The following is a 17,347-nucleotide window of genomic DNA, read 5'->3' as shown; positions in this document are numbered from 1 at the left end:
CACCTCAGTCTGCAAAAAGATAGTCAGGTTCAGCAATTTCGCGGGCGCGGTCCGTCGGGATATTCAGAAAGCGCGACAACAGATCGCTCTGGTGATCCTTCGGATCGCTTTCGCGCAGGATCAGGTGGTTCTCAAACTCCTGATCGCGGATCTGGTCACTTTCAAAGTTCATATCGCCCCGGATGGTGGGCAGGAGCCGCTCAAGCGTATCGGGCGGCGTCTGTTCACCGGCCAGCCCCACGCGCATAGCATGACCGATCAGATAATCATCGGTAAAATTGCACTGGACTTCCAGAAGCTTGGTGACCGACCGGTCGCCGCAGAAATCCTGCAGAAGATCCAGACTTCCCGGGTCGATACAGACAATCAGCCTGTCGGTTTCAAAATAGTCAAACAGCATCCGCATCAGTGCCCGCCGATGGCGCGTGCGTTTTCCGATAGTGGCCTGAATGCCTCCAAGATCGGGCAGGGCCGTGCTTTCTTCATTGAACAGATACTCGATCGCCGGCACATTGGTCGCCTGTCGGATACGCTCAAGCAGGCGCTTTGCCACGTGCCACTTCTTGCAGATCACGATCATCAGCTCACGTTCACGCCCGAGTGTGCTTTCCGTCTCCCAGAAGCGAGACGCGAAGCGTCGGCCGGAACGGCCCCGCTCGGTAAGGAATTTGAACAGGTTGCGCCCCTCGTTGGAAATCTGGAAGCTGGCCTCATCATCGGCATAGAGCGCCCCGAGCCGTTTTTTCAGCTCCAAGGCCTCGGGGCTGATCTTTCGGGCGAAGAGATAGTCCTGGCTGAGAAGCAAGTCATAGTGGTCGTTGTAGAACGTGACCGGCATGCCATAATCGGTGAACATCAGGAAGGTAAGCGTGCGCGCCTTGATTTCCTTATCTGGCACAAGATGGCGCACCAGTGTCTGAAAAAAGGTCTCATCCGGGATCCAAGTGGTGCGGAAAAAACGCATTACATCTCGGCGTTTGCGGATGAAATCCAATATCCATTCGATCGTGCGACGACGCAGGCACCACCACTGGCTGCCAATCTGGACCTGAATATCATGGGGAATGTCACGTTTGAGTCCTAGCCGCTTTTGCCATTCGAACATCTGGTAAAAGCGCCATTTCTGGGTGCGCTCATTGAACCAGTGGCGATAAATCAGCCGCTCTTCTTTCCAGCCTGTCTTGATCCAGTCGCTTTCGAAATAGTCAAAGCTTTCGATGTAATCGACATCGTCGCCATCCAGAAACTGATGGGCATATCTGGCAGATTTGATCGCCATGCAATCGCCTGAAAGCATGTAAAAATGGGTTGCCCGCGGAAACTGCTCCACTGCTGCCTCAACCGCATGAAGCGAGGCCTGCACCAAAGACCACTCCCCCCAGCCGCAGCGAATGCGTTTGCGCGCGAAAGTGACATTCGGATTGTCCTTCAGAGCAGCCTTGATCTTGTTGAAATGCTCTGTCTTGGCGGACGCATCGAAATGAATGGCCATATAATCGCCCGCTGCCGTGAGCATCTCGGCCTGACGGATGATGGCATCCGGGTCTTTGTGACACAGCAATATGAAGGCGATTTTTGCCATTTCGGAAACGGTTAACTCGATTGCGCCTCGTTTGTGTACACTGATAAAGGGGAAGGCGCTGCGAATAAACAGGCTTTCTTTGCTTATTTTAGCCGGCTAAAAATGAACAAACCCGTAAAAGACGGGAGACCAGAGGCATCGGAGGCAGCGTTCATGGGGTTCCCAGGCACCTGGATGACCGAGAGTGAGAGTGTGGTGTATCGGGTGGTGCCGAAATGCGCCTGCTCGACCATCGGGCAGATCATGTATTACTCCGATCACGGTTCATTCTTCGATGGCGACATTCACGACGCCACTGATGGGCTGCATAAATGGGCCCGCGAAGAGAGCCAGAAGCTGATCAATGCCAATGTGAAGACCCACACCTCTTACGCCTTCACCTGTGTCCGCAACCCCTATACGCGCATCCTTTCGAGCTTTTTCGACAAGATTTGCGGCATACAGCGCAACGGCAAACGCTACCGCGGCAAACTGGTCCCGCTTTTGATTCAGAAATACGGGATCGAAGTGGGCGGCGATGACGGCAAGCAGGAGTTTGACCAGATCAAGAGCTTCCGCCGTTTTCTGCTCTTTGCGCGCGACACGATCCGCTGGCGCCGCCCGATGGAGCCGGATATCCACTGGTCGGCCATGTCGGGGCATGTTTCGACCTTCATCGCCAATGGCGGCACCTATGACAAGATCATATGGACCGAGCATTTCAACGACGGGATGGGCGACGTTTTGAAGGCTATCAAAACACCCACGCCGGTGGACCTGGCGGATATCCCGCGCTTCAACGAAAGCGAAGGCCACGGCCCCAAACGCGCACATCCGGTCGAGGAGTATTTCGACGATTTGTCGATGCATCTGATCAAGGAAATCTATCACCGCGATTTCGAGCTGTTCAAATACGACTTTGATGATCCCTCAAACAAGATGCCAATCGGCGAGATCGACCTCGACGAGGTACACGCCAAGCTCGGCGGGTGATTGTTCATCGCCTTCTGCGGCTTTTGGCCAGAAAACTGGGGGCATGAGAAGCTGTCCCGCCAACCGAGCCAAACGGCTTGGTAAGGCCACTCATTTTGAAAACCGCCGGTTCCAGGCGGGGGATCAGGCGCTGGTCCTTGCGCTCTCGACAAAGGCCAGAACGTCGCGATCAAGAGCGTCCCAGTCGGTGAATTCATGCTCACTATGCGGATCGATCTTCTGACCTCGCAGCACCACGTGACGCATAATCTGATCTGCGTAGTAGTCGTAAGCCTGCGGATGCACGGCCCCTGCGACAAGCAGTTCGGCATCGGGCGCAAGGCCGGTGCGCAGTTTCATCTCGTCAAGAAAATCCTGCGCCTCCTCCCTGGTCTGAGCAAACGCCGCTTTGAGGCTTACTGAAATCATCAGTACCGGCAGCCGGGTCAGCGCCTCCTGATCGGCCGCGAGCAGCACCTCGAACGGTTTCGGGTGCCGCCGCTCATGTACAGGCGCGGCGAGGATGACGTGACTTACCCCATCGTAGGACACCTTTGCGTTACGCTCGCCGACATCAACCAGTGCCGCCTCCAGCCCACGTTTACGAAGGATACGTGCGAGGTGATGCACAATCTTGCCTGTCTGACCTTCGACGCTGGCGTACAGGATGAGAATGGACATGTTCAGGCTCCTTTCCAGGCGCGTCTTTCGGGTATTGTAACACAATCCCGCGCTCAAATCACCGGAGGGCCCGAAAGAGCGGGCGGCGTCTCCTCAATTTTATAGCGGAATGACCGGGTCTGCTCTGGAGATCAAAGAGGTTGGCGGTCGCGACGGGATTCGAACCCGCAACACCCGGATAGACAATCCGGCGCTCTCCCATTGAGCTACGCGACCCCGATCCATGGTAGGGCGAACGGGAGTCGAACCCGTGTTGTCCGTTCAAAAGACAGGTGTCCTGACCACTAGACGAACGCCCCTTATGGGGTGACCGATATCTAAGGCAGCGCAGACAAAATTTCAATTATATATTTATTTTCAATACGTTATACAAATATTGATCGGCGCGATAACCAAGGTGGTCTCGCGGAAAGCCGGTGCGCCGGTGTCGTATGGGTCTGTGCCACGCGCAGGAGGCCACGAAAGGATTCGCGGTCTCCTCGATATCGTCGGGCTCTTCGCAGGGCTGATGGGTCACAGCCTGAATCTCCTCTATGGGCAAAAGAAAAGGCGGCCCCTCATGGTGCCGCCCGGTGTTAGAAAGCTTAAAAAGCTTCTGACGTCAGAACACGCAGAAAGAGCCCGCGCGCGCCTCCGGAGCGGTGGTCATGCAGTCTCGTTCTGAACAGGTCAAAAACATCGCGTGTCCTTTCGATCCCGGGGGCTTACAGCATCTCACATCGCTTATTCAAGCCCCGCGAAGGGTCAGATCAACCCCTCAGCCCGGAACATGGCCAGCACATCGGCCTCGGGGCGGGCACCGTAATGCGCGATAACCTCCGCTGCGGCGATACAACCCATGCGGCCCGCCACTGCCAGAGGCGCGCCCGTGGCCACGCCATAAAGGAAGCCTGCGGCGAACTGATCGCCCGCACCGGTGGTATCCACCGGGGTGATCTCGTCCACCGGGACGCGCACGGTTTCTTCGCCTTCGACAATCACCACGTCCTCGCCCGAGCGAGTACAGACGACAAGGCCACTCTCTGCCGCGGCTTGCTCCAGCGCGGCACCGAGGTCTTCGGTCTGGTACAGAGACAGCCATTCATGGTCATTCCCGATCACGTAGTCGAGTTCACGCACCAGACGCCGAAAATCGTCGCGGTGACGGTCGACGCAGAACGGATCGGAGAGCGAAATCCCCGCCTTGCCACCACCCGCGCGACAATCGCGCGCGGCTTCCAGGAAGGCAGCCTTGCCCTTGTCTTTGTCGAAAAGATAGCCCTCCAGAACCAGCAGGCCGCAGCCGCCGGCCACCTCTTCCGGTACGTCCTCGGGGCCAAGCTCGGTCGAAATGCCGAGATAGGTGTTCATTGACCGCTCGCCATCGGGCGAGACAAAGATCATCGACCGCGAGGTCGGCAATTCACCGCCCGTCACGGGCGCGTTGACAAAATCGGTGCCGACGTCTGACATCTCGCGCACGTAGTCTCGGCCCGGACCGTCGTCGCAGACCCGTCCGATAAAGGCGGTGCTCAGCCCCAGCGCACCGAGGCCCGCGATCGTGTTGGCCACCGACCCACCCGCCATCTGGGTGCGTTCCGTCATGTTCTCATAGAGAAACTCGGCACGTTCCATTTCGATGAGCTGCATGATGCCCTTCTCGATCCCCATGCGAGAGAGGAAGGCATCGTCGGATTGGCAGATAACATCGACAACGGCATTTCCGATGCCAACGGCTTGATACTTGGTCATAGGGTCTTGTCCTCAAAGGGGCAAAGGTCACGGATTAGGCAGGTGCCGCAGGCAGGTTTGCGTGCCTTGCAGGTATAGCGGCCATGCAGGATCAACCAGTGATGGGCGTGATGCTGAAAATCAGCCGGGATGTTGTCTTCGATGGCGCGCTCGACGGCATTCACGTCCTTGCCTGGGCAGATGCCCGTGCGGTTACCGACACGGAAGATATGGGTATCGACCGCCTGCGTGGGCATACCCCACCACATGTTGAGCACCACGTTGGCCGTCTTGCGGCCCACACCCGGAAGCGATTGCAGCGCGGCGCGCGAATTTGGCACTTCGCCGCCATACTCATCGACAAGAATCTGGCTCAGCTTCATGACATTTTTCGCCTTCTGGCGGAAAAGGCCGATGGTCTTGATATGTTCAGTCAGCCCCTCAAGGCCCAGATCGAGCATCTTCTGCGGTGTGTCGGCCACCTTGAAAAGCGTGCGCGTGGCCTTGTTGACCCCCGCATCAGTTGCCTGAGCCGAAAGCGCCACAGCCACAACCAGTGTGTAGACATTCACATGCTCAAGCTCGCCCTTTGGCTCGGGCTCTGCGGCGTGGAAGCGCTCGAACATTGCGCGGATGGTATGATAATCCAGTTGTTTGGCCATACCCGTCCCTATGCCGGGAAATCCATGCAAGCGCAACACGAACGCAACTGGGGTGTCCCGTTCGGGAAGGATCGGGCTCTGGCGTACCGCGGCGCGCCCGAGGCGTGCTGAGCCAGACTTCAAGGTCGCTCAGCCCTTGCGGGAAACAGATCCTGACCATGCCTGCAACAGTTCAAGGCTGATCCTCGTGGCGATCTCTCCCGAAAAGGCCCTGACGAAGACGGATTACAGAGAACGAGCGGTGTTCGCCCCCAGCGGCGATGTCTGTGGTGTTGAAGACATACATCCGGAGATTTGGGGCGATCCCACATCCTGCCTCGTGAATGGATCACACCCGCCACGGCGCGGCCGTGGCAATGCTTTGGTGGCCCCTGTCAAAGCGCAAAGTCGTCGTAGGGATAGGCCACCGGGCGCAGCGCCGGATCAAGCGTGCGGGCGGTGCCGCGCAGGGCTGCGAGCTGATAATAGATGGCGGGTGTCGTGCCAGTGGACTCGATCTGCTCGAAATATCGCCTGGCTGTGGCCATATCGCCCTGACCGGCGTGGAACGACACGGCCAGCACGCGAAGCTCCTGTCCGAGATCAGGGCGGGCGGCGGCAGCGAGCCGGGTGATTTCCTCTTCGATCAGACGGGACAACAGCTGCAGATAGTCATGCTTCATGGGGTCGGGAACGCGTGTGACCTCATTGATCCAGTGGCCGAGCGGCCGAACCCCGTCCACCTCCCGGATCAGCGCAAGCGCAGGCAGGTATTGCCCGGCATCGGCCAGCGCATAAGCCATGCGGACCGCGTCATAACCCAGCGCCTGCATCCGGGTGACCGCATCCTGAGGGGCCAGCAGGACCGGTGCTGTCTCAGCTTCGAATGTCGCTGACTGGCTGATCCCGTCCGGCAGCATTGCACCACCGGTCACACGGGCGATATGTCCCAGCGCGCGATGGGCAAATTCCCGTGCCTCGTCATGGCGGCCATAAAGCGCAAGGCGTCGGGTGATTGCGATAGCGCCGTCCAGCGCGTCCTGATCGGACCAGAGGCTCCAGTACGGGCGCGCTTCAAAAGCCGAGGGATCAGCCGTGATCGTGTCGTATCGGATCAACATCCGGTCAAGCCAGGCATTGGCCCAGGGGGCGGATGCACCAGGCAAATCAGAGAGAAACAGTCGGGGCACGCCTGGATATGTGGCAAAAACCATCTCGATCAACGCGTCGGCCTCGGCTTCCAGTCCAAGCCGCAAGGCTGTACGGGCATTGCGCATTGGCGTCGCGTCATCCTCGTCTTCACCCGTGCGCATGGCGCGGGCCATATCCGCGAGCGCGGCATCAAAACCATCTTCTCCCGTTTGTCCCGTCTCACGCATCAGGTAGCGGCGGGCAAGCGCCGCAGTAAGCGCAGCCCCGGTAGGCAGCGCGGCGGTGTGGGTGTCGAACATCTCATAGACATGTGCCATGGCGTCGGGGTCGCCTGTGCGCGCGAATTCCCGCTCGGCCGCCTCCAGCGCGAGGGCGAAAGTTTCTTCGTCAAATGGCTGTTCCTCGGGCGGGGTCAGCGCGGTCTGCATCCCGGCGACGGCACGGGTGAGCAGCGTCATGTCTTCGGTGTCAATGGCATGGCGTGCGAGCGCCCGCCAGATCAGAAAACCCGCCTCTCCGCTCAGGCCGGTCGCGCGTTCGACAGACGCCTCAATTCGTCCTTCACGCAAGTGGGTCAACGCACTGATGGCCTCTGCCTGCGCCTCGGCATAGGGGTCGGCGGGTTTTGCATCAGCCCCGTCCGGTGCAGGCAGACCTGACGTAGCGGCAAGGTAATCCGGCAAGTGGTCGTACCAGCGCGCGGCAAGCACCGGGTCCTCAGTTTGCAGGGCGAGGGAATATATCGCCAACAGATCCTCGCCCGGGACCGGCTCGACAGCTCCGGGATCGACGAGGCCCAGCGTCAGGAGAAGCGCGCGTTCGAAACTATCGTCATCTGGCGCACCCGGATCATCGGCGGCGTGGTAGGCGATCAGATCCTCATAAGTCAGCCCATTGAGCATGATACGGGCCGCAGCGGCGTCGGACGGCAGCATGTCCCAGGCGATCAGGTCGTGCAACCGCGCCAGCGCCGGGCCCTCGGCATGATAGGCCAGCGTCATTTCGTTGGCCTTCGCGGTGAAACACTCGGGTGTCGGCGCCTCCCAGCAGGCGCGCGCCTCAAGAGGCGTCAGCGTAGAGATGGCAAGAGCAGAAAGCTTCAGGAGTAATCGCATCAACGCCGTCCCTGGATGGGCAAAACGCCCTGGCAGAGAGATAAGGTGCGGAGGGTCAAACCGCAATATTCGGGTCGCAAGGGCCGTGGCGCGGGCGTATCTTGGCGGAACAAGATGAGGTTAGACCGATGAATGCCGAGCCAAACCAGAGCTATCACTACCATGTCATGCGCCGGGCGATTGAGTTGATCGACGACGCCGAAGATGCGCTGAGTCTGAACGACCTCGCAACTGAGATGCAGATGAGCCCGGCACATTTTCAGAGGCTCTTCACACAATGGGTCGGCGTATCTCCGAAGCGCTATCAGCAATATCTGGCGCTCGGCCATGCCAAGACCTTGCTTGCACAGCGTTTTACGACGCTGGGCACAGCGCATGAGCTGGGCCTCAGCGGTTCCGGGCGCTTGCATGACCTCTTCCTGCGCTGGGAAGCGATGAGCCCGGGCGAATTCGCTCGCAAAGGCGAAGGTCTGAAGATTTACTGGGGTTGGTTTGACAGCCCGTTTGGACTCGCGCTCGTCATGGGTACCGAGAGAGGGATTTGCGGGATCGGCTTTGCCGCGGAAGCGGGTGAAGAGGCGACCATGGAAGATCTGGTCTCGCGATGGCCCAAGGCGGCATATGTCGAAGACCCGATGATGCTGCGTGACTGGGTGGAGGCCGCATTTGGTGCCGGTGGGACAGGGGGAGAGCGCACGCCGCTTTACCTGATCGGCGCGCCGTTTCAGATCAAGGTCTGGGAGGCCCTGCTGCACATCCCGTCAGGGCAAGTGACCACCTATTCGGAGATTGCTCAGAGCATTGGCAGCCCCAAGGCGGTACGCGCGGTGGGTACAGCGGTCGGGCGTAACCCGGTGAGCTATCTCATCCCGTGTCACCGGGCCTTGCGGAAATCCGGCGGACTGGGGGGCTATCATTGGGGGCTGCCCGTGAAACGGGCGATCCTCGCCTGGGAAAGCGCCCGGGCGGAGGCGTGATATGCCCCGGACCAGGTCCGGGACAAAGGGCTCATTCCGCGTCAGCGGTGGCCTTCTCGGCGGCGAGGCGCTCGGGATCCCAGTTTGCCAGCACGCCGCGATTGTCGTCGCTGTCATACTCGCGCAGCGTCCGGCTGGTCACGCCCGGGATGGTTTGGAAGTCATCCGCAAGCTTCTTGGGATACCAGCCGCGCTTGATCGTCCCCGGGAAGAATTCCGACAGGATCGTCGAGGTGCTCAAGGCGCATTGCGCCCGCGGAACAGCCCCATATGCCATCACCGCCCGCAGCACGGCCTCGGCCAGTTCGGGTGAGACATCAAGCTCCTGCACGCGGACATGAAACGTCTCGCGCGCGTGATAGCGTGTATAGACATCCGCGACGGCCGGAGTGATGCCAAAGACAACGTCGTTGCGCTCTGGCAGCGTTTCATGGGCAAAAGAGCCCGCCGGGTCAAAGATGACACGCTGCGAGCCATTGACCATGAGCGAGGTATGCGCCCCCGCTCCGGTCGAGTTGTTGATCATCGTGTAGAGGGTAAGCCGTGGCGGGCCGTCATGGCGGTAGATCTTGGAGCGCACAAACTCCTCAGGTGCGAATACCGGTTCCACACCGCAACCGGCCAACATCAACAAACCGATCATCCCGGCCAACAGGCGCTGCAACATACTCCCTACCTCTCAGATGTTAGTGCGCCGGATCAGGAATTGACCAGCGCAAGAAACACCAGCACGCCGATCGAAACGATCGCGCCCCAGGTGACCCATTTCACGAAGCCTGCAAAGGTCTTCTCTTGAACGTCGATGTTCATTTCGCCGTGCTTGTGATCTGCCATGTTATTCAAGTTCCCCGTTGATCGTCACGTGTAAATCGAGCGTTGGATACTGTATTTGATCCGGGCTGTCACGCCCTAGTCGCCCTGTGCGTCATCCTGCTCCAAAGCTTGTGCCAGTCGAAAGCCGATACGTGTCGGCGCGGCTTCTTCCACCTGTTTTGGCAGGGCCCGCAGGATCACGTTCAACTGACTGACATGCTGAATCTGCTGGGTTTTGGTGCCGGTCGGATCGCTGCCGTAAAAGGTGATGATATCGGGATCAAAGTACCCCATGCCTTCGATCCGCATTACCCCCGCTTCTGCCCCGGTGAATCCCATCGCGATCTCGTGCTCGTTATCGAGCGTTTCCTCGAAGTTCTGGATGTAGAGAATCAGCCGTTCATAAGCCCATTCAGCCGGGCTTTTTCGGGCGATGGGCTCCTGTCTCAGTGCCGCGGAGCGTTCTTCGAGGCATCGTGCGCGCGCGTCGGGATCGGAGTGGATTTCGTGGCAGCGTGGCAGGACATCGGCCTCGGCATATTCCACCGAGGTTTCGATCTTGTCTTGCGTGCCACTCATTTCGCTCTCTCCCATAGCCAGGCGCCATCGTCGCGCAGGCTGCGCGTGACATCACCAAGCTGATGCAGATGATTGAGATGTGCAACCGCTTCGACAAGGGCCAATCCGTAGATCCCGCCATCAATTTTTCGTTTGAAGAGCGGCGCAAAGCACTCTGAAGCGACCTTTGGCGTATCGAGATGCGCCAGCAGGCGCGCCAGGGCGCCATGGTGATTCTCGATAAGCTGGCGCATGCGGACAGGCAGCCCGGTGAAGGGCAGTTTATGCCCTGAAAGCACGAGATGATCCTCGCGCGCGAGGCACGAGAGCCGGTCGCAAGCCTCCAGCCAGTCGGCCACCGGGTCGGCCTCGGGCTCGGTCGGATAAACGCCGATATTGGGGCTGATCGAACTGATGATCTGATCGCCAGCTATGACAAGATTATCGTCCCGGCTCCAGAGCGTCAGATGCTCGGGCGCGTGGCCATTGCCGATATGCACGTCCCATGTGCGGCCCGCAGAGGTGAGCGTGTCATCCTGTTTCAGCCGGGTATAGCCCACCGGCAGGGGCGCGCAGACATCGGCGAAATTATAGGGCCGGTCATTCTTGCGCTGCTCGTAAATCTCGGGGTCCATCCCCGCACGGCGCCAATGGCGCAGCGCCTGCTCGGTCGGGCGTTCCTCTTGGTCCAGGATCAGCATTCGCGCCATCAGCCAGGCAGTGCGGGTGGTGACAAGTTCGGCACCGAAGCGCGCCATCAGCCAGCCCGCCATGCCCACATGATCAGGATGGTGATGGGTGAGGATCACGCGGCTGACCGGCTTGCCCTGCAATGGCCCGGCAAGCACCTGCTCCCAAAGGGTCACTGAGCGGCGCGAGTGGATGCCGGTGTCAACGATGGACCAGCTGTCACCTTCGTCCAGCGCGTAGATATTCACATGATCCAGCGCCATGGGCAGCGGAAGCCTGATCCAGAGCACGCCTTTCGCCACCTCTATGGATTCGCCATGGGCGGGCGGTTCGGGCCAAGGGAAGCGCATCGGCTGTAATGTGGCGTCCTTCATGCGCCGAGGTCTTCCTCGGTCAGAGCATAGAGATCCGTGGCACCCAGCGTGGCATGAGCCAGATAGGCGGCATATTGGGGAAGCAACGCCCGGATATAGAACCGCGCGAGGCGGGTGCGCGAACCATCGCCCCCCTCGGCCAGGGCCGCGGCAAGGTGATAGTGCCCGCCCAGCACACGGGCGAAGGCACGAAGGAAGGGTACAGAGCCGGCAAAGCGGTCGTTCATGTTGTCCTGCGCCACCATCCACTCGGTCGCCTCGCGCAGGCTTTCGGTGGCTTGCCAGACCGGTTCCGCCAGATCGGGCAGGCTCTGACGTGCCGCTTCGGCCTGTTCTTCGATCTCATCGAGCAACACCGCCGCCGCCTCGCCGCCATCGGCCAGCTTGCGGCCCACAAGGTCCATCGACTGGATCCCGTTGGTGCCCTCATAGATCGCCGTGACACGTACGTCGCGGAGGAACTGCGCCGCGCCCGTCTCTTCGATATATCCCATGCCGCCATGGACCTGCATGCCAAGATTGGCCAGGTTGATGCCGATCTCTGTCCCGAAGCCCTTGGTGATCGGCGTCAGAAATGCCGCGCGCGCCTGCCAGTCTGACGACCCCGTGGCATGGGCCATGTCGATCGCCACAGCATTGGCCAGCGCAATGGCGCGGGCAGCAAAGGCATCGGCCTTCATCGTGGCCATCATCCGGCGCACATTGGCATGATCCAGGATCGTGCCTGCCCCGTCATGCAGCGGCGTACGGCCCTGCTTGCGCTCCAGCGCATAGGCGAGCGCATGCTGATAAGCCCCTTCAGCGGCGCCGATACCCTGCACGCCCACACCCAGCCGCGCGTTGTTCATCATGGTGAACATGCAACGTATACCGTCATGTTCCTCGCCGATCAGCCAGCCCTTCGCGCCGTCATACTGCATCACCGCCGTCGGGCTGCCATGCAAGCCCATCTTGTGTTCCAGGCTGACCACGCTCAGGCTGTTACGCTCGCCCGGGTTGCCCTCGGCGTCAGGAATGAATTTCGGCACGATGAACAGGCTGATCCCCTTGGTGCCGGGGCCGCCATCGGGCAGACGCGCCAGGACGAGGTGACAGACATTCCCGGTAAAGTCGTTGTCACCCCACGAGATGAAGATCTTCTGCCCGGTGATCGAATAGCTGCCGTCATCATTACGCTCGGCCTTGGAGCGCAGAGCGCCCACGTCGCTGCCCGCCTGCGCCTCTGTGAGGTTCATGGTGCCGCACCACTCCCCGCTGACCAGCTTGGGCAGATAGGTCTGTCTGATCTCGTCGCTGGCATGGTTCTCCAACGCCTCGATCTGGCCCTGAGTCATCAGCGGGTTCAGCTGCAGGCTCAGGCAGGCCCCGCTCATCATCTCGTTCACGGCAGTGGTCAGGCACAGCGGCAGGCCCATGCCGCCATAGGCCGGATCGGCCGAGATCGCCACCCAGCCACCATCGGCAATGGCCTGGTATCCTTCGGCGAAACCGGGCGAGGTGCGCACGACCCCGTTTTCCAGAACCGCCGGGTGCGTGTCACCCGCCCGTTGCAGCGGGGCCAGCACGTCTTCGCACATGCGCCCGGCTTCGGTAAGAATGGCCGACGCCATGTCGGGCGTGGCCTCGGCAAATTTGTCGGTCGCCGTCACCTGATCCAATCCGACGACGTGGGTCAGCAAAAAGAGATAATCCTCAACCGGTGCGCGATATGTCATGCGCTCCTCCTCGTTCAATTCATTGCGCGGGCGCTTGGCAAGGCAGCCTGCCGCCTCTATGCAGTGCCTTTCAGCCCTAGCCTAGTGATGGCGTCAGGGCCAGCAACCGAAACGCCACGTCAGAGCTCCTAAATGCCAATTGCTACAGAAATGCTTCAAGCGGATGCGGCCGGTCTGTCGCGCGCGGCAGAGATCTGGCACGCGGGCGGGCTTGTCGCGTTTCCGACCGAGACGGTCTATGGTCTGGGCGGCGACGCGCGCAGCGACAACGCGGTGGCGCGCATTTTCGAGGCCAAGGGGCGACCCAGATTCAATCCTCTGATCGTGCATGTGCCGGGCGTGACCGCGGCAAAGGCACTGGTACAGTGGTCTGATGCGGCGGACCGGCTTGCAGCCGCTTTTTGGCCAGGCCCCTTGACGCTCGTGCTGCCGCTGCGCGACGGGCATGGCCTGTCGCCGCTGGTGACCGCCGAGTTGCCGACGCTGGCCGTCCGGGCGCCCGCACATCCAGTGGCGCGGGCCTTGCTGAAGCGGTTCGCGGGCCCCGTGGCCGCCCCTTCAGCCAACCCTTCGGGACGGATCAGCCCAACCACGGCTGCGCATGTGCAGACCGGGCTTGGCGGGCGGATTGAGGCGATTGTGGATGGCGGGGCCTGTGACGTAGGCGTTGAATCGACGATTGTGGGTCTTTGGGAGCAGCCTGTTCTTCTGCGCCCCGGGGGCTTGCCGCTGGAGGCTCTGGAGCAGGCACTGGGCGCGCCCTTGGTTGTACATGGTAATGACGACACGCTCACGGCTCCGGGACAAATGGCCTCGCATTACGCGCCCGGCGCGCCGGTGCGGCTGAACGCGCAAGCCGCGCGTGAGGGCGAGGTGCTGCTGGGCTTCGGGCCGGTGGAGTGCGATCTCAATCTCAGCCGCGCGGGCGATCTGGTGGAAGCGGCGGCAAATCTATTCGGCGCATTGCACACACTGGACAAACGCGCGGCACCGATTGCCGTTTCCCCCATACCCGAAACAGGGCTGGGTCGTGCGATCAATGATCGGTTGCGGCGGGCCGCAGCGCCCCGGACCTGACCGCGCCCTTCCCGCGATCCTCCTTAAATCATGTGGCACCGGCCGGTTTGGAGTATTTTGATCAACAAGAAGAGAAAGGGCGCGCCGAAGGCGCTCAATTGGAATACGTCATGACCCGGGCATGATCTGATGCTGGAGAGGGTCAGGCGCGATATTGCCACCGCAGATCAGGACCGCAACACGCTCTCCGGGTTCCGGCCGATAGGCACCACCGATGAGCGCGGCGAGGGCAGCGGCACCGGCAGGCTCCACCAGTTGGCGCATCTCGCGCCAGAACAGGCCCTGTGCTTCGATAATCGACTGATCCGAAACCAGAACCGTTTCGACGCCCTGCGCCTTGGCCAGGTCAAAGCAGATGCTCCCGATCCGCCGAGCGCCCAGCGCGTTTGCGGCAACTCCCGAGACGTCGACATCGACCGGCTCTCCTGCGGCCAGTGCGGCATGCAGCGCCGCGCAGGTTTTAGGCTCCACCGCCACCACCTTGCGCCGCCCCTGAAGCCAGGCCAGAGCCCCCGCGATCAGCCCGCCACCGCCAACGGCAATCAGGACGGTGTCCGCCTCAAGGCCCTGATCTTCCCATTCGGCCATGAGCGTGCCCTGACCCGCCACGGTGGCGGGTGCGTCATAGGCATGGACCTGCATCGCGCCGGTCTGGGCTTCAAAGGCCTGTGCGGCCGCCAGTGCATTGGCATAGGCGCCTGGAACCACCTCCAGCGTGGCCCCTGTGCGTTCGATAAGCGCGATCTTGGCGGGGCCTGCGATCTCGGGCACGAAAATGCGCGCGCCGTGGCCAAGGCTCCGGGCGGCATGGGCAACCGCAGCGCCGTGATTGCCACCCGAGGCTGCCACCAGCCCGGCGGCAGGCACCTCTTCAGACAAGAGCGTGTTGAATGCACCACGCGCCTTGAAGCTCCCGGTGTGTTGCACATGCTCCAGCTTGAGCGCGACCGGGCGGCCCGAAAGGTCTGCGATCATGACTGGCGTCCGGCGCACATGGCCCGCGATCCGAGCGGAGGCGGCTTTGATCTGATCGCGCCACTTCATGTCTCACATCCCTTTGTCTGGCCAAGTCCCGACAATCCCTATACCCATGAGGCGACAGGGTCCAATATAAGGGTACGATTTTCAAATGAATGACGAACGCCATAGCCAGTTCCGTGATTCCGGCACGGATCGACGCACCGCTGAACAGGTACCCGATACACCGCAGACCCGTGCACCTGCTTACAGGTTGGCCTTCAACGACCCTGATTTCATGTGCCGCGAGGAGCTGCGCCCGGTACGGCTTCAGCTTGAGTTACTGAAGCCCGAAATGATCCTCAATGAACGCGGTATCGAGAGTACCGTCGTGCTTTTTGGCGGTGCGCGTATTCCAGAGCCCGCGAAGAAAGACAGTGCGCGCACTGAAACGCTGGCAGAGCTGTCATCCTATTACGACGAGGCGCGCGAATTCGCCCGGCTGATGACCGACAAGTCCATGGCCACATATGGCAAGGAATATGTCGTTGCCACTGGCGGCGGGCCCGGCGTGATGGAAGCGGGCAACCGGGGGGCCGCGGACGCGGGGGGCAACTCCATCGGCCTCAACATCGTGCTGCCGCACGAACAGGCGCCCAACGAATACGTAACGCCGGGCCTGTGCTTCAACTTCCACTATTTCGCCATTCGCAAGATGCATTTCCTGATGCGCGCCAAGGCAATCTGTTGTTTTCCCGGCGGCTTTGGCACGCTTGACGAAATGTTCGAGTCGCTCACGCTCATTCAGACCGACCGTATGAACAAGGTGCCGTTCCTGCTCTTTGGCGAAAAATTCTGGCGCTCGATCATCAACTGGGAAGCCCTGTCCGAGGCCGGCACGATCAGCCCCGAGGACCTGGACCTCTTCCGTTTCGTCGAAACGGCCGAGGAAGCGGTTCGGATCATTGACGATTGGTATGCCAACGCGGATTAAGCGGGATTTGCGCAAATCCCCGCCGAATTCCCCCCGGAAATGGCTTGGGAAAGCCTGTGTTATTGCATATCATCGCCTCAGACCCGATCAATCGGGCAGCAACTTTGAGGCACGAGAGATATGACCCGAGTGAAATCCCCTGTTAAGATTCTGTCCGGCATCGCTTTGATTGCGCTGGCGGGCTGCACCGACCCTGCGATGGTGGGTGTGGACAACAATGGCTACCAGAAGACCCAGACCGGCGCGATTGCAGGCGGGATCGTGGGCGCGGTAACCGGTGCGCTGGTCAGCGACGACAAGGCCAAGGGCGCGCTGGTCGGTGGTGCGGTCGGCGCCATTGGCGGCGCGGCCATCGGCAATATGCTGGACCGTCAGGAAGCAGAGCTGCGCCAACAACTCAACAGCCAGAATATCGGCATCACCAACACCGGTGACCGTCTGATCGTGTCGATGCCGCAGGATGTTCTCTTTGCGGTGGACAGCTATACCGTGCAGCCCGCGCTGCGCACAGATATCCTGACCGTCGCGCAAAATCTGCAACGCTATCCCAATTCCACCGTGCAGGTGGTGGGGCACACCGACAACACCGGTGAGGCAGGCTATAACCAGCAACTTTCTGAACGCCGCGCCAATGCGGTGGCCGATGTGCTGATGAACGGAGGCGTGGCGTTTGAGCGTATCCAGACCTTCGGCCGCGGAGAGGATCAGCCGGTGGCGTCCAACCTCACGCCGGAAGGCCGGGCGCAAAACCGGCGTGTGGAAATCGTGATCCTGCCCACCGCACAGGGCTGAGGCTTCATTTTTCGGTCAATGCGCGCTCCGGGCTTCGGGGCGCGCTTTTGATTGCGCTTTAGGTTTCCGGGTATTTTTAGCGGATGAAGGCAGGGTTCTGTTTGATCCTTGTGGCGCGTTGCCCCTAAGGTTCGCGAAGAAATAGGGGAAGCAATATGAATACTGAAATTCCAAGCATCATCGGCGCGGCGGATATGGAGCTTAGCCCGGCAGGCCAGAGGGCGGGCGCGGACCGGGGCGACCCACAGGTCAGCGTGGCGGAGTTGAGCAACCAGGGCGGCATTGCGGTGGGCGTGTGGGAATGCGCGCCTGGCGGATGGCCGGTGGTGGATCGGCCTGACTGTGAAGTGGCCACCATCCTGAGTGGGCGCGGCGTGATCACCGATGCCGATGGGCGCGAGACAGCGATCTCGGCGGGGTCCGTAGTGACCTTGCCAAAGGGCTGGACCGGGCGCTGGGACATCGAAGAGACGGTACGCAAGGTCTATGTGATCGTGAAGTGACAAAACGCGCGTTCAGCAAACGGGCGAAAGGTTGCTCAACAAAGCGGTTCCGGCAGGTATGTCTT

At 60.8% G+C, this 17,347-nt stretch carries 17 protein-coding genes and 2 tRNA genes; 6 read left to right on the top strand and 13 right to left on the bottom strand.

The features are described 5' to 3' along the window. Positions 1-4: 4 nt before the first annotated feature. Positions 5-1,582 carry a DUF5928 domain-containing protein gene (locus EI983_RS00840; RefSeq protein WP_157705383.1) on the bottom strand — a complete coding sequence of 526 codons (1,578 nt, stop codon included), beginning with the start codon at positions 1,580-1,582 and terminating at the stop codon, positions 5-7. 153 nt (positions 1,583-1,735) lie between these two features. Here EI983_RS00840 and EI983_RS00835 point away from each other — a divergent pair, with 153 nt between their 5' ends. Continuing rightward, the gene (locus EI983_RS00835; protein WP_198389352.1) at positions 1,736-2,554 is read left to right on the top strand and encodes a sulfotransferase family protein; all 819 of its coding nucleotides are present in this window, start codon (positions 1,736-1,738) and stop codon (positions 2,552-2,554) included. A 123-nt stretch (positions 2,555-2,677) separates the two neighbouring features. On the opposite strand, the gene EI983_RS00830 is transcribed toward EI983_RS00835, so the two are convergent. The 6 genes from EI983_RS00830 to EI983_RS00805 form a co-directional block, all read right to left on the bottom strand. Next, the gene (locus EI983_RS00830; protein ID WP_157705381.1) at positions 2,678-3,214 is read right to left on the bottom strand and encodes a flavodoxin domain-containing protein; all 537 of its coding nucleotides are present in this window, start codon (positions 3,212-3,214) and stop codon (positions 2,678-2,680) included. A gap of 141 nt (positions 3,215-3,355) precedes the next feature. Further along, positions 3,356-3,430, bottom strand: a tRNA-Asp gene (locus EI983_RS00825). Between the two features lie 8 nt (positions 3,431-3,438). After that, positions 3,439-3,513: transfer RNA gene (locus EI983_RS00820), tRNA-Lys, on the bottom strand. Positions 3,514-3,958: 445 nt separating this feature from the next. Next, positions 3,959-4,945 (bottom strand): adenosine kinase, encoded by a 987-nt coding sequence (locus tag EI983_RS00815; protein WP_157705379.1) that lies wholly within the window; start codon positions 4,943-4,945, stop codon positions 3,959-3,961. Further along, positions 4,942-5,586 (bottom strand): endonuclease III, encoded by a 645-nt coding sequence (nth, locus tag EI983_RS00810; protein WP_157705377.1) that lies wholly within the window; start codon positions 5,584-5,586, stop codon positions 4,942-4,944. The genes EI983_RS00815 and nth overlap by 4 nt, the downstream gene beginning before the upstream one ends. Before the next feature lie 374 nt (positions 5,587-5,960). Then, entirely contained in the window at positions 5,961-7,832 is a 1,872-nt protein-coding gene (locus EI983_RS00805) for a hypothetical protein (protein ID WP_157705375.1), read from the bottom strand. Positions 7,833-7,960: 128 nt separating this feature from the next. Between EI983_RS00805 and EI983_RS00800 the strand changes: the two genes are divergently transcribed. Then, positions 7,961-8,809, top strand: coding sequence for a methylated-DNA--[protein]-cysteine S-methyltransferase (locus EI983_RS00800; protein WP_157705373.1), 849 nt, complete (start codon positions 7,961-7,963; stop codon positions 8,807-8,809). A 31-nt stretch (positions 8,810-8,840) separates the two neighbouring features. Here EI983_RS00800 and EI983_RS00795 read toward each other — a convergent pair whose 3' ends face one another. The 5 genes from EI983_RS00795 to EI983_RS00775 all read right to left on the bottom strand — a co-directional run bounded on the left by EI983_RS00795 (position 8,841) and on the right by EI983_RS00775 (position 12,959). Continuing rightward, the gene (locus EI983_RS00795) at positions 8,841-9,476 is read right to left on the bottom strand and encodes a hypothetical protein (protein WP_157705371.1); all 636 of its coding nucleotides are present in this window, start codon (positions 9,474-9,476) and stop codon (positions 8,841-8,843) included. A gap of 32 nt (positions 9,477-9,508) precedes the next feature. Further along, positions 9,509-9,619, bottom strand: a complete 111-nt coding sequence (locus EI983_RS00790; RefSeq protein ID WP_343038621.1) for an aa3-type cytochrome c oxidase subunit IV — start codon at positions 9,617-9,619, stop codon at positions 9,509-9,511. A gap of 99 nt (positions 9,620-9,718) precedes the next feature. Continuing rightward, entirely contained in the window at positions 9,719-10,201 is a 483-nt protein-coding gene (locus tag EI983_RS00785) for a hypothetical protein (RefSeq protein WP_157705367.1), read from the bottom strand. Beyond that, positions 10,198-11,244 (bottom strand): MBL fold metallo-hydrolase, encoded by a 1,047-nt coding sequence (locus EI983_RS00780; protein ID WP_157705365.1) that lies wholly within the window; start codon positions 11,242-11,244, stop codon positions 10,198-10,200. The genes EI983_RS00785 and EI983_RS00780 overlap by 4 nt, the downstream gene beginning before the upstream one ends. Then, positions 11,241-12,959 carry an acyl-CoA dehydrogenase gene (locus tag EI983_RS00775; protein ID WP_157705363.1) on the bottom strand — a complete coding sequence of 573 codons (1,719 nt, stop codon included), beginning with the start codon at positions 12,957-12,959 and terminating at the stop codon, positions 11,241-11,243. The genes EI983_RS00780 and EI983_RS00775 overlap by 4 nt, the downstream gene beginning before the upstream one ends. A gap of 132 nt (positions 12,960-13,091) precedes the next feature. Here EI983_RS00775 and EI983_RS00770 point away from each other — a divergent pair, with 132 nt between their 5' ends. Continuing rightward, positions 13,092-14,036 (top strand): L-threonylcarbamoyladenylate synthase, encoded by a 945-nt coding sequence (locus EI983_RS00770; RefSeq protein ID WP_157705361.1) that lies wholly within the window; start codon positions 13,092-13,094, stop codon positions 14,034-14,036. 108 nt (positions 14,037-14,144) lie between these two features. Here EI983_RS00770 and EI983_RS00765 read toward each other — a convergent pair whose 3' ends face one another. Next, on the bottom strand, positions 14,145-15,080 hold the full coding sequence (locus tag EI983_RS00765) for a threonine/serine dehydratase (RefSeq protein ID WP_157705359.1): 936 nt from the start codon (positions 15,078-15,080) through the stop codon (positions 14,145-14,147). Positions 15,081-15,165: 85 nt separating this feature from the next. On the opposite strand from EI983_RS00765, the gene EI983_RS00760 reads away from it, so the two are divergent. From EI983_RS00760 to EI983_RS00750, 3 genes are all read left to right on the top strand, one after another. Beyond that, the gene (locus EI983_RS00760; RefSeq protein ID WP_157705357.1) at positions 15,166-15,987 is read left to right on the top strand and encodes an LOG family protein; all 822 of its coding nucleotides are present in this window, start codon (positions 15,166-15,168) and stop codon (positions 15,985-15,987) included. Positions 15,988-16,107: 120 nt separating this feature from the next. Beyond that, the gene (locus EI983_RS00755) at positions 16,108-16,779 is read left to right on the top strand and encodes a YiaD family glycine zipper/OmpA-like lipoprotein (protein ID WP_157705355.1); all 672 of its coding nucleotides are present in this window, start codon (positions 16,108-16,110) and stop codon (positions 16,777-16,779) included. 155 nt (positions 16,780-16,934) lie between these two features. After that, complete coding sequence (locus EI983_RS00750; protein ID WP_157705353.1) at positions 16,935-17,282, top strand: cupin domain-containing protein; 348 nt, start codon at positions 16,935-16,937, stop codon at positions 17,280-17,282. The last annotated feature ends 65 nt before the right edge of the window (positions 17,283-17,347 follow it).

This window comes from Roseovarius faecimaris, assembly GCF_009762325.1.
In the GTDB taxonomy this organism is placed as follows: Bacteria; Pseudomonadota; Alphaproteobacteria; order Rhodobacterales; family Rhodobacteraceae; genus Roseovarius; species Roseovarius faecimaris.
Note: the sequence above shows the minus strand (reverse complement) of the source record. Positions and strands in the feature narration are given on the sequence as shown.

Bases quoted from the DNA above. Each gene is read 5' to 3' on its own strand.
- EI983_RS00840 (WP_157705383.1), bottom strand. From the start codon at position 1,582: ATGGCAAAAATCGCCTTCATATTGCTGTGTCACAAAGACCCGGATGCC.
- EI983_RS00835 (WP_198389352.1), top strand. From the start codon at position 1,736: ATGGGGTTCCCAGGCACCTGGATGACCGAGAGTGAGAGTGTGGTGTAT.
- EI983_RS00830 (WP_157705381.1), bottom strand. From the start codon at position 3,214: ATGTCCATTCTCATCCTGTACGCCAGCGTCGAAGGTCAGACAGGCAAG.
- EI983_RS00815 (WP_157705379.1), bottom strand. From the start codon at position 4,945: ATGACCAAGTATCAAGCCGTTGGCATCGGAAATGCCGTTGTCGATGTT.
- nth (WP_157705377.1), bottom strand. From the start codon at position 5,586: ATGGCCAAACAACTGGATTATCATACCATCCGCGCAATGTTCGAGCGC.
- EI983_RS00805 (WP_157705375.1), bottom strand. From the start codon at position 7,832: ATGCGATTACTCCTGAAGCTTTCTGCTCTTGCCATCTCTACGCTGACG.
- EI983_RS00800 (WP_157705373.1), top strand. From the start codon at position 7,961: ATGAATGCCGAGCCAAACCAGAGCTATCACTACCATGTCATGCGCCGG.
- EI983_RS00795 (WP_157705371.1), bottom strand. From the start codon at position 9,476: ATGTTGCAGCGCCTGTTGGCCGGGATGATCGGTTTGTTGATGTTGGCC.
- EI983_RS00790 (WP_343038621.1), bottom strand. From the start codon at position 9,619: ATGAACATCGACGTTCAAGAGAAGACCTTTGCAGGCTTCGTGAAATGG.
- EI983_RS00785 (WP_157705367.1), bottom strand. From the start codon at position 10,201: ATGAGTGGCACGCAAGACAAGATCGAAACCTCGGTGGAATATGCCGAG.
- EI983_RS00780 (WP_157705365.1), bottom strand. From the start codon at position 11,244: ATGAAGGACGCCACATTACAGCCGATGCGCTTCCCTTGGCCCGAACCG.
- EI983_RS00775 (WP_157705363.1), bottom strand. From the start codon at position 12,959: ATGACATATCGCGCACCGGTTGAGGATTATCTCTTTTTGCTGACCCAC.
- EI983_RS00770 (WP_157705361.1), top strand. From the start codon at position 13,092: ATGCCAATTGCTACAGAAATGCTTCAAGCGGATGCGGCCGGTCTGTCG.
- EI983_RS00765 (WP_157705359.1), bottom strand. From the start codon at position 15,080: ATGAAGTGGCGCGATCAGATCAAAGCCGCCTCCGCTCGGATCGCGGGC.
- EI983_RS00760 (WP_157705357.1), top strand. From the start codon at position 15,166: ATGAATGACGAACGCCATAGCCAGTTCCGTGATTCCGGCACGGATCGA.
- EI983_RS00755 (WP_157705355.1), top strand. From the start codon at position 16,108: ATGACCCGAGTGAAATCCCCTGTTAAGATTCTGTCCGGCATCGCTTTG.
- EI983_RS00750 (WP_157705353.1), top strand. From the start codon at position 16,935: ATGAATACTGAAATTCCAAGCATCATCGGCGCGGCGGATATGGAGCTT.